17 protein-coding genes are annotated in these 12,750 nt (G+C 59.9%); 11 read left to right on the top strand and 6 right to left on the bottom strand.

The genetic code is table 11. From position 1 onward, the window contains the following. Both BLP96_RS19420 and BLP96_RS19415 read left to right on the top strand, forming a co-directional pair. Nucleotides 1–301: integrase core domain-containing protein (locus BLP96_RS19420; RefSeq protein ID WP_143005148.1), on the top strand; the 301-nt coding region annotated here is incomplete at its 5' end. A 60-nt stretch (nucleotides 302–361) separates the two neighbouring features. Beyond that, nucleotides 362–787 carry a nucleotide triphosphate diphosphatase NUDT15 gene (locus tag BLP96_RS19415; protein WP_089689185.1) on the top strand — a complete coding sequence of 142 codons (426 nt, stop codon included), beginning with the start codon at nucleotides 362–364 and terminating at the stop codon, nucleotides 785–787. Nucleotides 788–954: 167 nt separating this feature from the next. Here the strand turns inward: BLP96_RS19415 and BLP96_RS19410 are convergent, their stop codons facing one another. After that, nucleotides 955–1,419, bottom strand: a complete 465-nt coding sequence (locus BLP96_RS19410; RefSeq protein WP_089689184.1) for a universal stress protein — start codon at nucleotides 1,417–1,419, stop codon at nucleotides 955–957. Further along, nucleotides 1,391–3,010 carry a BCCT family transporter gene (locus BLP96_RS19405; RefSeq protein ID WP_089689183.1) on the bottom strand — a complete coding sequence of 540 codons (1,620 nt, stop codon included), beginning with the start codon at nucleotides 3,008–3,010 and terminating at the stop codon, nucleotides 1,391–1,393. The genes BLP96_RS19410 and BLP96_RS19405 overlap by 29 nt, the downstream gene beginning before the upstream one ends. A gap of 546 nt (nucleotides 3,011–3,556) precedes the next feature. Here BLP96_RS19405 and BLP96_RS19400 point away from each other — a divergent pair. From BLP96_RS19400 to BLP96_RS19390, 3 genes are all read left to right on the top strand, one after another. After that, on the top strand, nucleotides 3,557–4,240 hold the full coding sequence (locus BLP96_RS19400) for a DNA-3-methyladenine glycosylase I (protein WP_089689182.1): 684 nt from the start codon (nucleotides 3,557–3,559) through the stop codon (nucleotides 4,238–4,240). A gap of 98 nt (nucleotides 4,241–4,338) precedes the next feature. Continuing rightward, nucleotides 4,339–4,683, top strand: coding sequence for a VOC family protein (locus BLP96_RS19395; protein WP_089689181.1), 345 nt, complete (start codon nucleotides 4,339–4,341; stop codon nucleotides 4,681–4,683). Nucleotides 4,684–4,707: 24 nt separating this feature from the next. Next, nucleotides 4,708–5,319, top strand: a complete 612-nt coding sequence (locus tag BLP96_RS19390) for a LysE family translocator (RefSeq protein WP_089689180.1) — start codon at nucleotides 4,708–4,710, stop codon at nucleotides 5,317–5,319. Nucleotides 5,320–5,349: 30 nt separating this feature from the next. Here the strand turns inward: BLP96_RS19390 and BLP96_RS19385 are convergent, their stop codons facing one another. Then, nucleotides 5,350–5,859: a CIA30 family protein gene (locus BLP96_RS19385; protein ID WP_089689179.1), complete on the bottom strand. Its 510-nt coding sequence runs from the start codon at nucleotides 5,857–5,859 to the stop codon at nucleotides 5,350–5,352. Nucleotides 5,860–6,120: 261 nt separating this feature from the next. Here BLP96_RS19385 and BLP96_RS19380 point away from each other — a divergent pair, with 261 nt between their 5' ends. The 3 genes from BLP96_RS19380 (at nucleotide 6,121) to BLP96_RS19370 (ending at nucleotide 8,145) form a co-directional block, all read left to right on the top strand. Further along, nucleotides 6,121–6,519 carry a GFA family protein gene (locus tag BLP96_RS19380; RefSeq protein ID WP_089689178.1) on the top strand — a complete coding sequence of 133 codons (399 nt, stop codon included), beginning with the start codon at nucleotides 6,121–6,123 and terminating at the stop codon, nucleotides 6,517–6,519. Between the two features lie 30 nt (nucleotides 6,520–6,549). Further along, complete coding sequence (locus BLP96_RS19375; RefSeq protein WP_089689177.1) at nucleotides 6,550–6,915, top strand: cupin domain-containing protein; 366 nt, start codon at nucleotides 6,550–6,552, stop codon at nucleotides 6,913–6,915. Nucleotides 6,916–7,119: 204 nt separating this feature from the next. Continuing rightward, nucleotides 7,120–8,145 (top strand): GGDEF domain-containing protein, encoded by a 1,026-nt coding sequence (locus BLP96_RS19370; RefSeq protein ID WP_245682316.1) that lies wholly within the window; start codon nucleotides 7,120–7,122, stop codon nucleotides 8,143–8,145. A 27-nt stretch (nucleotides 8,146–8,172) separates the two neighbouring features. On the opposite strand, the gene BLP96_RS19365 is transcribed toward BLP96_RS19370, so the two are convergent. Continuing rightward, nucleotides 8,173–8,634, bottom strand: coding sequence for an Lrp/AsnC family transcriptional regulator (locus BLP96_RS19365; protein ID WP_089689175.1), 462 nt, complete (start codon nucleotides 8,632–8,634; stop codon nucleotides 8,173–8,175). Nucleotides 8,635–8,772: 138 nt separating this feature from the next. Between BLP96_RS19365 and BLP96_RS19360 the strand changes: the two genes are divergently transcribed. Beyond that, entirely contained in the window at nucleotides 8,773–9,408 is a 636-nt protein-coding gene (locus BLP96_RS19360) for a LysE family translocator (protein WP_089689174.1), read from the top strand. A gap of 108 nt (nucleotides 9,409–9,516) precedes the next feature. Here BLP96_RS19360 and fabF read toward each other — a convergent pair whose 3' ends face one another. Beyond that, on the bottom strand, nucleotides 9,517–10,782 hold the full coding sequence (fabF, locus tag BLP96_RS19355) for a beta-ketoacyl-ACP synthase II (RefSeq protein WP_089689173.1): 1,266 nt from the start codon (nucleotides 10,780–10,782) through the stop codon (nucleotides 9,517–9,519). A gap of 89 nt (nucleotides 10,783–10,871) precedes the next feature. Here fabF and BLP96_RS19350 point away from each other — a divergent pair, with 89 nt between their 5' ends. Continuing rightward, nucleotides 10,872–11,516, top strand: a complete 645-nt coding sequence (locus tag BLP96_RS19350) for a TetR/AcrR family transcriptional regulator (protein ID WP_089689172.1) — start codon at nucleotides 10,872–10,874, stop codon at nucleotides 11,514–11,516. A 25-nt stretch (nucleotides 11,517–11,541) separates the two neighbouring features. Here BLP96_RS19350 and BLP96_RS19345 read toward each other — a convergent pair whose 3' ends face one another. Next, a complete protein-coding gene (locus BLP96_RS19345; RefSeq protein ID WP_281183017.1) occupies nucleotides 11,542–12,162 on the bottom strand; it encodes a site-specific integrase in 621 nt (206 codons plus the stop codon). A gap of 340 nt (nucleotides 12,163–12,502) precedes the next feature. On the opposite strand from BLP96_RS19345, the gene BLP96_RS19340 reads away from it, so the two are divergent. After that, a partial coding sequence (locus BLP96_RS19340; protein ID WP_176761582.1) for a site-specific integrase occupies nucleotides 12,503–12,750 on the top strand: 248 nt, incomplete at its 3' end.

Here is a 12,750-nt window from a genome sequence, read left to right as displayed (position 1 = left end):
GTACCGGCCGGGCTTCCCCGCTGACGGCTTCGCCACCCTGGCCGAGGCTCAGGACTGGGTTCAGCAATTTACCGAGTGGTACAACCACGAGCACCGGCACAGCGCCCTTCGCTACGTCACGCCGAGCCAGCGTCATAACGGCGAGGCCAAAGGCATCCTGGCCCAGCGCCGGGAGGTCTTCGAGGCGGCGAAGCAGCGTCACCCGGAGCGCTGGTCGGGTGACATCCGGAAGCTCAGCCTGCCTGAGATCGTGCACCTGAATCCCGAGCGGGACCCAGTGCCGCAGGCAGCAGGGTTTTAAAGAGCCAGAACTATTTCATATGCCAACTATGTTGACAGACTCCGACCACGAGGCTTTTTTATGTCTTCGCCGCAAGTTGGAGTCGGTGTTCTGATTGTTAGGAACGGATGTGTACTTCTAGGAAAGAGAAGGGGAGCTCATGGGGCCGGCACTTGGTCCGCGCCCGGTGGGCATCTTGAGTTTGGGGAGTCAATAGATGTCTGTGCCCGACGTGAAGTTATGGAAGAAACTGGGCTTGAACTTCAGGATCTTCAGTACGGCCCCTTCACGAATGACGTCTTCGAAGCCGAAAACAAGCATTATGTAACCGTTTTCGTGGTGGCAAGCCCCGTGGGCGGCGAGGCTAAACTGCTGGAGCCGGACAAATGCGAGGGCTGGGCATGGTTTGAATGGGAAACACTCCCAGAGCCGCTATTTCCGCCATTGGCAACACTGTTAAGCCAAGACTACACACCATTCTCGCAGCCAATTTTCCTAGCCAACTGATAACATCATGAAGAGCATATGCATATATTGTGGTTCAAATCCCGATCGACGGGAGTCTCAAGCATCGCACAGCAATGGCTTGGTTTGTCTTTTACTTCGAGCTTGTCGACAGCGGCAGGCCTTGCCATGCCGGCATCCGGGCCGTGTTTCTCCGTCAGCGTATCCGACTATTTATCCTCTTCTTCTGCAGTCTGAGAGTCGGCTCGTTCCGATGAAGGCAACACCAGTACCCGACATGGCGCATTGACGGAAACATACTCCACAGTGGCACGGCGCAGGGGCCAGTGGCCGCTGCTGCCGCGGGATACCAGGATCATCAGATCGGCAGAGAGCTGGGCCGCGAGGCCCACCAGCTTTTCGCCAGCGCTTCCTGCTACCACGTGCAGGCTCGCATTTCGGTCCAAAGGCAAATACTTGCGAACGAATAGATCCAGTTGTTTCCGAACCTCGGCTTCTTTCTGCTCTGGCGCTTCTTCCGTCACGTGCGGGAAAAATCCGCCGCCGCCCGGGTTGTAAACGCTGGCCAGGTGAAGTTCTCCATCCTCTGCCAGCAGCTCCATGGCAGCTGCTATGGCACACTTGCCCTCGCCATCGTCTTCCGGGTCAATGGCGACCAACAGTTTCTGATACATTATCGGTCTCCTGTTTAGCGTTGGAAGTGCCCTCCACTTCGGGGAAGGCTCTGCCTTGGACCAATTCGTTGACACTGAAGCCGCGATAATCCGCTCGTAGCGCTCTGAACAGCGCCATTGCCATGAAGACTAGAAGGAAGCAAAACGGTAGACCAAGGGAGGTGATCACATTTTGCAAGGCGTCCAGCCCGCCGGCCAATAGCAGTGTCGCGGCAATCACCCCTTGAGCGACTGCCCAAAAAATACGCTGGCGCACCAACGATGGTTGATCATCGCGCCGCGTCAACATATCGATCACCAGAGAGGCGGAATCGGATGACGTGGTAAAGAAAATGACGATGATGACCACGCTCAAGGCCGACGCTATGTCCGCCAGCGGGAAAGCTTCCAGGAAGGCGAAAATGGCCACCGAGGGATCTTGCTGCACCTGTTCGGAAAGAGAGATCTGGCCGTTCATCTCTACCTGGATGGCCGAGAGCCCGAAGATGCCGAACCAGACCAGAGTGAAGGCCGTGGGTGCAAACAAGACACCGGCCACAAACTCGCGGATGGTTCGCCCCCGAGAAATTCGGGCAATGAAAATTCCCACATAAGGCGCCCAGGAAATGGTCCATGCCCAGTAAAACAGGGTCCACTGCCGCTGCCAGTCGGTTTCTTTGAAGGTCTCGGTCCAGAAAGCCAGCCACGGCAAGTCGTTGAAGTAATCGCCCACGCTCTGGACCATACCCTCGGCAATGAATACGGTTGGCCCTACGGTGAACACGAAAGCCAGCAAGACCATGGCCAGTACAATATTGACCTGGGACAGGCGGCGCACTCCCTTGTCTAGCCCCAGCGCCACCGAAGTGGCGGCGATGCCGGTAATGACGGCAATCAAGCCGACCTGGATCAGGGCGGTGGAAGGCACGCCAAACAGATAGTTCAAGCCACTGTTCAATTGCAGCGTACCGAGTCCCAGCGAGGTTGCCACGCCAAACAGAGTGCCAAGTACAGCAATCACGTCGATGGCCCAGCCCCAAGGGCCAAAGGCCCTTTCCCCGAGGATTGGGTAGAAGAGACTGCTAATGCGCATGGGAAGATCATGCCGGTAGGCAAAGTAACCGATCGCCAATCCCGGCATGGCAAAGATCGTCCAAGTGTGCAGGCCAAAATGGTACAGCGCTATGGTCATGGCATCGCTGGCCGCCCGCTGCGAACCCGGCTGTACGTTGTCGAAAGGCGGGTGGGCGAAATGGGAAACCGGTTCTGCGACGCCCCAGAACATCAGAATGGTGCCGATGCCGGCGGCAAACAGCATGGTGAACCAGGTCAGGTTGGAATAATCGGGGCGGCTGTCGTCCGCCCCCAGCCGGATGTTGCCATAGCGGCTGATCGCCAGCACGAGCAGGAAGATCAACAGAACGCTCACGGCGAGGATGTAGAACCAGCCTAGGTTACGAGCGACCCAACCGGTGAGCAGCCCGAAACTTTCGGCAACGACGTCGTCAAATGGGATCGCCAGTGCGATGAAAAGCGCGGCTATCCCGGCCGAGGTAAAAAACACCCCCGGTATGGTCTGCAGTCCGAGTCGACGTTGCAGCCATTCCAGCACATGAGCCTCCGTTTCTTCAGAAAAATCTGCGAAGTGCTCTCACGTTATCATATCCCGCCTCATTCATCTCCGAGCACTTCAGGTTGTCGGGCTGTTAGGCTTCCTCATCGATATGAGCCTCGAGGCCTGCTCGTCCTGGCGGAGATGCTGCTGGATAGCGCTGGAGGCGAGAGACGCCCAGCGCCTTATCGCAAGCGACAAGAACGGCAAACCGCCCACGGCGAACCGCCGTTTTGCATCCATCGCTACTCTTGCATACGCTGATCTTCTCAGGTACCTGAAACGACCGGGCTTTCGAGCAATATCGTGGGAGCGCAAAGACCACCGCAGGGATGGCAGGAGTTCATCACGCCTTTCAGGTTAGGGGCGTTAGCGTGTCTCGTGAGCCACTACCGGCGTAGCAGCCGACGACACCCTACATTGAAGCGGTGCCAGCACGACCGATTCATCATCGACCGGCCGCGACCAGAAACGGCACGACTTCCGGGCCGCCGGAGCAGAGCGCATTGGGCAGGTACTGATTCCATGACTTCCATCGAGGCAAGCATGACACTCGACTACCGCTGGCTTTACGACACCGCACGCAAGCGTTTCGAATCTGACGAAGCCTTGGAGGCCTTCCTTCCCGAAGCGCTCACTCCCGACGAGCTGAAGCAGAAGGGGGATGATCGCTATCTTTCCGCCATGAGCCAGCGGGTGTTTCAGGCCGGTATGCAACATTCGGTGGTCGATGCCAAGTGGCCGGCCTTTGAAGACGCCTTCTGGGGCTTTGAACCCGAGAAAATGGTGTTGCTCAGTCCGGAACAAATCGAAGGCTACATGAAAAACGATCGGGTCATTCGTCATCGTACCAAGCTCCAGACCATTCCTAAAAACGCCCAATTCATTTTGGATGTTCGCCAGGAGCATGGCACCAGCTTTGGCGAGTTCATTGCCAACTGGCCGAGTTCCGACATCATCGGCTTGTGGCGTTTGCTTGCCAAGCGCGGCGCTCGTTTGGGCGGACGCTCGGGTGCCGGATTCTTACGCCTGGTCGGAAAGGATACGTTTTTATTGACCAGCGATGTGGTTGCGCGCCTGATGGCCGCCGGCATCATTGACCGGACTCCCACGAGTCAGCGAGACATTCAGGCCGTACAAGATGCCTTCAATGAGCTGCAGCAGAATTCAGGAAGGCCGTTGTGTCATCTCTCGGCCATGCTGTCGTTGAGTATCAATCCAAGATTTTGACGCATGCCGGTGGGGCGATACGCCATTGAAACGAATGCAGTGTCGTATCCGGTCTCAGTCCGTCTCCTGCCAGTTGCATTCGATAGTGAGGAAAGCGCATGAAGGTACATTACCTGGAAATCGTATCGCATGATGTCGATGCGGTGTGCAACGCATATGAGGCCGCCCATGGCGTTGAGTTCAGTGCCCCGGATGAGCTTCTCGGTGGAGCCAGAACCTGTCGACTGCCCGACGGTACGACCGTCGGCGTCAGAGGCCCACTGAGAGAGACAGAAGACCCTGTGGTTCGGCCCTATTGGCTCGTGAACGATATCGAATCGGCCGTTTCCCGGATCGAGGCTCAGGGTGCGAAGATTGCTATGCATCCGATGGAAATTCCCGGGAAGGGAAAGTTCGCGATTTACATCATTGGCTCCAACGATCACGGCCTCTGGCAACTTTGAGCCATCATTCGGAGGAGGTTTGAGATGGACCTTTATTGGCTGTTCCTGGTCATGGCGACGCTGACGGTTCTCAGCCCGGGGCCGGGTGTCGTGATGACGCTCAGCAACTCGCTACGCTTTGGCTTCATGGGGAGTCTTGGTGGAATATTCGGTATCGCTTTTGGCACGCTGATCGTGGCGAGCATATCCGCGACGAGTGTCGGCGTGGTACTGGCGACCTCGGCAGTTGCCTTTACGGCGCTCAAGTTGCTCGGTGCCGCCTACCTGCTGTATCTGGGAATTCGCCTGTGGCGCTCTCCGGCGCTTGCATTCGCTGAGCGGCCCACGCCGTCACTGGGCTTTCGCCGCCGCTTTCTCGAAGGGCTTGCAATCCAGCTGACCAATCCGAAGGCCGTGTTCTTCTTTCTCTCGGTCTTTCCCCAGTTCATCAGCCCGGAGTGGGGCTTCAAGGCTCAGTTCGCCTTGCTGGTGCTGACCTACAGCACGCTGGTCATCGTGATTCACTGCCTGTATGCACTCTTCGGCCAGCAGGCAAAGGGCTGGCTCGGTTCGCCGACGGGAGCGCGCGTGGTCAATCGGATCGGAGGGGCGACGTTCATGTGCTTCGGGGCAGCACTGGCTACGGCGAAGCGATAAGGCATGAGGCGAGGGGAGAGATCCCCTACCTCATCCTCGATCTCCGTCTCCTTGAGTTCCCACCCACTCGACCTCCAGTCGAAACGGCCCGGCCTGCTTGTCAGCGATCAACAGGCCCACCTGCTGAATCGCGTCGGGCTCGAGCGGTGGGGCATCCGTCAGTAGTCGGCCGCGAAAGACCGCTTCGAACGTTCGCCAGGGCAGGGCGATGCGTTGCCATTCGCCAGCCGGTGGCTGGAAGCGAGCCCGGTAGGCCGCGCCATCGAACAGCCGTTTCGTGCGCAGGCGCAGTTGATAGCAGCGGCCGTCGCCGCGCACGTTGAGCATCATGCCCGCATAGCCGTCCAGCTCGAAGGCCTCGGGATCGCGGCGCACCGAGGCGAAGCCGCCGCCATGCTCCAAAGAAAGTTCGCCGCTGAACACGCCGATGCCGTTTTCCACCGTCATCTCGCCGCGGGAAACGCCTCCCATGACGTCATCGTTGATGGTCCGCCAGCGGGTGGCTTCACGGACGTCCTGAAAGTCGATCAACAGTGGCATGGGGGCTCCGTGGCGGGGGCACGTGTTGCCGAGTCGGCTCGTACCATCATGATCGGCGCTCGTTGGGTCTGCAACCGTGCCGGGCAATGATGGGAACCGGTAAACGGGCGCCGAGTTCGATGCCACGACCCACCGCCGTTTTTGCAGCCATCGCCGCTCTTGCTTACGCTTCGGATGGGTCAACCATCCAACGTGTTCCTGTCAACCACTCGACTCGACGAACGATAGCTCGTCTCAGCCACCGTGAAGAGAGGTCTATCAATGAGCCTATCGGGTAGCTGCCTCTGCGGCGGCGTTCAATACGAAATCAATGGTAGCCTCACGGACGTTTACCATTGTCACTGCTCCATGTGCAGAAAGCTTCACGCTGCCGCTTTCAGGACGTGTGCCAAGGTGCGAACGCAGGACTGGCGAACCGTCAAGGGCCAGGAATTGCTCAAGTCCTATGAATCTTCACCCGGCGAATACAAGGTCTTTTGCTCGAACTGCGGCTCGAGCATTCACACGCGGTTCGATTCGAAACCCGAAGTGTATGCGTTGCCGCTGGGCACGCTCGATACCGATCCCGGTGTGCGCGCGGATCGCCACGTCTTCGTGAACAGTAAGGCGCCATGGTTCGAAATAACGGACGACCTTCCCCAGTATGCGGAGAATGGATGACGTTGGCACGAGTTAGAGGAGGGAAATCTTATGCCGTCAGGAGTCGTCAATCTAGCGGAGAAGTTCGCCAAGGTTTCCGAGTTCTGGTCACCTCGCGTAGTCGCGGAGATGAACGACTACCAGTTCAAGGTAGCCAAGTTCGAAGGCGAGTTCATATGGCACGATCATCAAGAGACGGACGAAGTGTTTCTGGTGATCAGCGGTTCCATGGGGATCGAGTTTCGGGAGGGAACGGTGCGACTCTCCGAAGGAGAGATGTATGTGGTCCCGAGAGGCGTGGAGCATAAGCCGTTTGCCGACTCGGAATGCCATGTGCTTCTCATCGAGCCGCGAGGCGTCGTCAACACGGGGGACGAAGGTGGCGACCTCGAGGCCGAGAACGACGTCTGGGTTTAGTCGCCTCGACATGCGCTCGCCACGGCTCGCCCGGCCTTCGTGAAGGCGTACGCCGAGGGGGTGGCGCATTTTGCGGCGGCTGACTCAGCGACCCCGATGGCTCCCACGATGCGGAATCCGTGTTCTTTTGAGTCGGTGTGCCCCGTGTCGCCGGCTTTCGATGCTCCCCTCCGCAGCCGAACGGGCTATAGTGCAGACCGAGGAGTGGTGTCTGAGCATCATTCCTCTTCACTATTTGCGATCTCGACCATCCTTCGCTGCGATGTCAGCTTTTTCCGAGGCCATGCATTCATGAGTGACGTTCCCACGGACATGAACCTTGGCAATGCCGTATACAAGACGCTGCTGGAGTCTACCCAGGCCATTCCCTGGAAAATCGACTGGGGAACGTTGCGTTTCGCCTATATCGGACCACAGATCGAGCGCCTGCTGGGTTGGCCTCGGGGCAGTTGGGTCAGCATCGACGACTGGGTGGAGCGCATGCATCCGGAAGACCGCGACCGGGTCGTCGGCTTTTGCGTCGCGCAGTCGAAGTCGGGTATCGACCACGAGGCGGACTACCGTGCGCTGAAGGCGGATGGTAGCTACGTATGGATTCGTGACGTCGTGCACGTGGTACGCAACGAGAACGGCGAAGTCGAAGCGCTGATCGGCTTCATGTTCGACATCAGCGAGCGCAAGAAGAACGAAGAGACGTTGCTGCAGTTGCAACGCGAGCTCGAGGAACTTTCGTACCAGGATGGCCTCACCGGTGTCGCCAACCGCCGGCTGCTCGATTCGGTACTCGAGGCCGAGTGGGCGAGCGCTCGACGCAGCGGTGACCCCCTTTCGGTCATCATGCTCGATATCGACAGCTTCAAGCAGTACAACGACCACTACGGTCATCTGGCTGGCGACGACTGTCTACGACGTGTTGCGCAGATTCTCGGGTCGTCGATCGTGCGGCCGCGCGATCTGCTGGCGCGATTCGGCGGTGAGGAGTTCGTGCTCGTCTTGCCGGAAACCGATCTTAAAGCCGCTCGGCAGGTAGCAGAGCGCTGCCGGGCAGCCATCAACGATGCGGCCCTTCCCCATCGCGCTTCCGAGGTTTCTCACCTCGTCACCGTCAGCATGGGTGTGGCCACCGCATTTGCGGCGGAAGGAGGCGGACCGTTCAGCCTGATCGAGAAAGCGGACCGGCATCTCTACCGTGCGAAGCAGGACGGGCGGGATCGTATCGTCGCGGAGTGATAGAGCGCATCCGCAACCCACGAACGCTCACGCTCCTTCCAGAAGCGCCTTGCCGAGCGGTTTGGCCGGCTCGGAGCGCAGCACCAGCGAGGTGGTGACGGCACCGAACCGGGCGATGCTATCGACGATGGTCTCCAATTGGCCAGGCGAGGGCACCTGCACCTTGAGCAGAAAACAATCCTCGCCGGTCATGCGGTGGACCTCGATGACATGCGGCATTTCGGCGAAGGCTCGCAGAGCTGGATGGATGTGCTCATGAGTGGTCCTGATCCGTATGATCGCCATCATGCCCAGCCCAAGGGCCGCTGGGTCGATTCGCGCGCCATAGCCCGTGACGATGCCACGCTCCTCTAACCGTTTGACGCGTTCGGATGTCGCGGGCTGCGACAGGCCGATACGACGGCCGATTTCGGAGAGGGGCATCCGGGCGTTCTCCTGAAGCGCCTCGAGAATGGAAATGTCCAGGCGGTCGAGTCCCGAGTTTGGCATTTTAGCGCTCTATTCCCATGAATTCATCGGAAGTTTGGTCCAACTACCGATGAATTGCCATTTCTCCGGTTTTCTCGAGCGATCAGACTGAGTGCATCGCGTCGTCAAGAGTAACGGGATGCACAGGGAGGACCGAGGATGGATGCCACGACAGCGCTTCTCAGCTTTTCCGTAGCGGCCGCATTGCTGACGATCACACCGGGGCTCGATACGGCACTGGTTGTGCGCACAGCGGCAGTGGAAGGCGCGCGCCGAGCGATGTTGGCGGGAGCCGGCGTCGTCACCGGTGTGCTGGCCTGGGGAGTGATGGCGGCACTCGGTGTTGGTGCCGTGCTGGCCGTCTCGCAACTGGCCTATCACCTGGTGCAGGTCGCGGGCGCCGCCTATCTGATCTGGTTGAGTCTAGGCATGTTGCGTTCGGCCTTCCGTCGGCAGCGGGAAACGGTAGCCGAGGCGGGAGAGTGGCCGCGTGCGCCCAACTGGTTCCTGCGCGGGGTGATGACCAACTTGCTGAATCCCAAGGTCGGGGTCTTCTATGTGAGCTTTTTGCCGCAATTCTTGCCCGAGGGCGTGCCGGTGGTGTCTTTCAGTCTCTTGCTGGCCGGCATTCATGCAGCGATGGGCTTGGTCTTCTTCACCGCAATTACCGCAGCGACCATGCCTTTTCTGCGCGCCCTGAGCGGGCCGCGTCTGTCTCGGGCGCTGGATGGCATCACCGGGGCGGTGTTGATTCTCTTCGCGCTTCGACTGCTGGTCGAGCGGCGCGTGGCATGAGATCGGCTGCAAAGAGGCTTGAAGCGGCCTCCACTCATGGCCCGATGGCATGACGTCCCCAAGCCAGGCGACCGGCTTGGGGCTACTCATCCTTCCATGCAGCGACTCTTACACCTTGCTGACGATCAGCGCCGCATTCACCCCGCCGAATCCGAAGCCGTTGCACAGCACGTGCTGGCTGCGGTGCTCGCGTGCCGAGCCCGAGACGAGATCCAGGTCGCTCAGATCCTCGTCGGCATTTTCCAGATTCAAGGTTGGGGGCAGGCGGTCGTGCATCGCCGAAAGGGCGGAGAAGATGCTCTCCACACCGCCGGCCGCACCGAGCAAGTGGCCGGTGGCCGATTTGGTGGCGGAGATCGGGATGCCGGGCAGGGCGTCGCCGAAGGCGTTGCGCAGGGACGCGATCTCGGCCCGGTCGCCGACCGGCGTCGAGGTGGCGTGCGCGTTGATGTGATCGATGGCCTCGGGAGAGAGTCCCGCCATCTTCAGCGCCGATCGAATGGCCGCCGCGGCTCCCGCGCCGTCTTCCGGACCGGCGGTGATGTGGTGCGCATCCGAGCTGGTGCCATAGCCGCTGAGGATGGCCAGCGGCGTTGCCCCGCGTGCCTCGGCGTGGGCCAGGGTTTCGATCACCATCAGCCCTGCGCCTTCTCCCATCACGAAGCCATTGCGTGCCTGATCGAAGGGGCGCGACGCCTTGGTGGGTTCGTTCTGCTCGGTGGAGAGCGCCTTCATGGCGTTGAAGCTGGCCAGCGAGAGCGGATCGATGCAGGCCTCGGCGCCGCCCACCAGGGCGACCTCGGCCTCGCCGCTGCGGATCAGGCGCATGCCGTCGCCGATGGCCTGCACGCCCGCCGCACAGGCCGTTACCGGGCAACCCAGCGGCCCCCGGAAGCCATAGCGAATCGACACATTGCCCGCCGCCAGGTTGGCCAGGAAGGCCGGCACGGTGAAAGGGGAGAGCCGGCGGTGGCCGCGGGTCGACAGGGTGTTCTGCGCCTGGGTGATGGTAGGAAAGCCGCCGATGCCGGAACCCACGATGGTGGCGGTAGCCTCTCGTTCCGCATCGCTCGAGGGGAACCAGTTGGCCTGGGTCAGTGCCTCTTCGGCCGCGGCCATGGCGTAGAGACTGAACAGCTCCAGCTTGCGACGCTCCTTGGCATCGAGCACACGATCCGGGTCGAGGCCGGCTTCCGGGTCGTCGGCGATGCCGGGCACCGCTCCGGCCACCTTGATCGGCAGCTCGCCGGTGTCGAAGCGGGTAATGGAGGAAATGCCGGAGCGGCCGGCAATCAGGCGTTCCCAGCCGGCATGAACGCCGCAACCAAGCGGGCTGATCATGCCCATGCCGGTGATGACGAGCGGTGATTGCATGGTGATTTCCTGAACGGCTTGGGTTTGTGCCACGCTAGCAGCCGGCTTGATATGATCAAGATAATATTCAGCGTGGGAGTGAGATCGCCATGCCCTACTCGACGAACCACAAGGCCAAATCGCGGGAGCGCATCCTCAAGTCGGCCATCGAGCTGTTCAGCCGCAAGGGGTTCGAGAAGGTCTCCATCGGCCAGATCATGAAGCTGGCCAAGATGACCCACGGCGCCTTCTACGCGCACTTCTCCTCGAAGGAAGCGCTCTACCATGCCTCGGTGCGGGAAACCCTGGAAAGCAGCCGTGCGGCCCGGCTGGTCAAGGGCCCGCTCTCGGTGAAGCACCTGACCGAACTGGTTTCCAACTGCTGGAATCTCCAGGAATTGGAACGCAAGCACAAGCCGGGGCCGGAGACGGTACTGTTCAACGAGATCGGCAACGAGAACGCCGAAATCCGCACGCTGTTCGAAGCCTCCTACCTGCGCATGAAGAAGATGCTCGAAACCCGGCTCATCGCCCTGAGCCGCCTGAAGAAACTCCCCTTCGAACCCGACCGCGAGGTCATCGCCGACAAAGCCCGCGTCATCCTCGCCTCCCTGGTGGGCGCCGTGGCCATCGCCAAGAGCCTGCCCGGCGAGCAGGAGCGGCAACGCATTCTCGATGCCGCCCAGCGCAACATCCTGCAGATGCTCGGCGTCGACGAAAGCGAGCTGGACAGCATGCTGGGCGAAGCCAGCTAACAACAGCCCGCGTAGTTCCTGAGCCTCACTCATGCCTTCGTGGGCGTTGCCCTCGGCGTAACGGCTGGTTACGGTACGGCAAAGGCCGCTGAAGATGGCTAGGCGTTGTCTGAAAAGTCGGCGAGCGAAGGCCAGACAAGGAAAAAATCGGCGAAAAGACGGAGTTTACGCGCTGTAAATGAGTACTTTGATCGGACTCGCGCACGAGCCGATTTTTAACGCCGTATGGACGAGCGCAGCCAGTTTTCGGACAAAGCCGAGAGTGACCAAGACGTACGCAAGGACTACCGCATGGATGGCAACGGGTCATCGCAGCATGCCCAGGTAGGGGCGGTAGCGTGCCCGAATGCCCCCGAGCCTCAGCCCAGCGGGCTGCGTACGCCGGCAAAGCCTTTGCCCAGCACGTACTCTCCAACACATGGCGATAGAGGAAAACGATGGCATTCAGTGCCTGATTCTGCGTGGCGGCTGCCACGTGGCGCTGTATCGCAAGATGTTCCAGGAAAGCTCTGACCTCGGGGCCACCCATGCTGGCGGGATGACGCACGCCATGGAAGCGAATGAAGTAGCGTATCCAGTAGCAATAGGTTTTCTCGGTACGCGGGCTGTAGCGCTTCACCCGCATGGTGGCCTTCACACGGTCCATCAGCGTTGGCGGTCTGGTGCGCGTATCCATACGGCAGCTCTCTCTTGATATGGATATGCATACAGCATTATTGATTTCGGCAAAACGCGCAAGCGCGCGAATTCTGCATAGGTGGCCGAGCTATAATTAGGATTAAGAAAAATCAATAGGTTAGGGGGAGAAGACGCATGCTGGCGAACATTGTTGAACGAGCAGGTGCGTTCATCCAATATCAGTACGTGCAGTCCAATCACTGTTGAACTAAACCGCTTCGCGGTAGCTGTCGTCGCATCCTGTCTTTTGCGTCATCGAACCACACTGTTTTTTGACCCACGTGGGTCAGAGAACAGGAGTGATGGCGATGACTGCCTTACGACAGACGATGATCGAGGCCATGCGGCAGCATGGCTTCGCACCACGCACCCACACTACGTACCTGACGGTGATCACCGACCTGGCGCGCTATTTCCACCGCCCGCCGGACACCTTGAGCAGCGACGATCTGCAACGCTTCTTCAATCATCTGGTCCAGGAGCGCGGCTTGTCCGCCGCCAGCTGCCGCGTCTACTTGCACGGCGTGCGGTTCCTCTATTTGCAGGTGTTGCACTG

Source organism: Billgrantia gudaonensis (genome assembly GCF_900100195.1).
Classification (GTDB): domain Bacteria; phylum Pseudomonadota; class Gammaproteobacteria; order Pseudomonadales; family Halomonadaceae; genus Halomonas; species Halomonas gudaonensis.
This window is presented reverse-complemented; position numbering and strand designations above follow the sequence as displayed.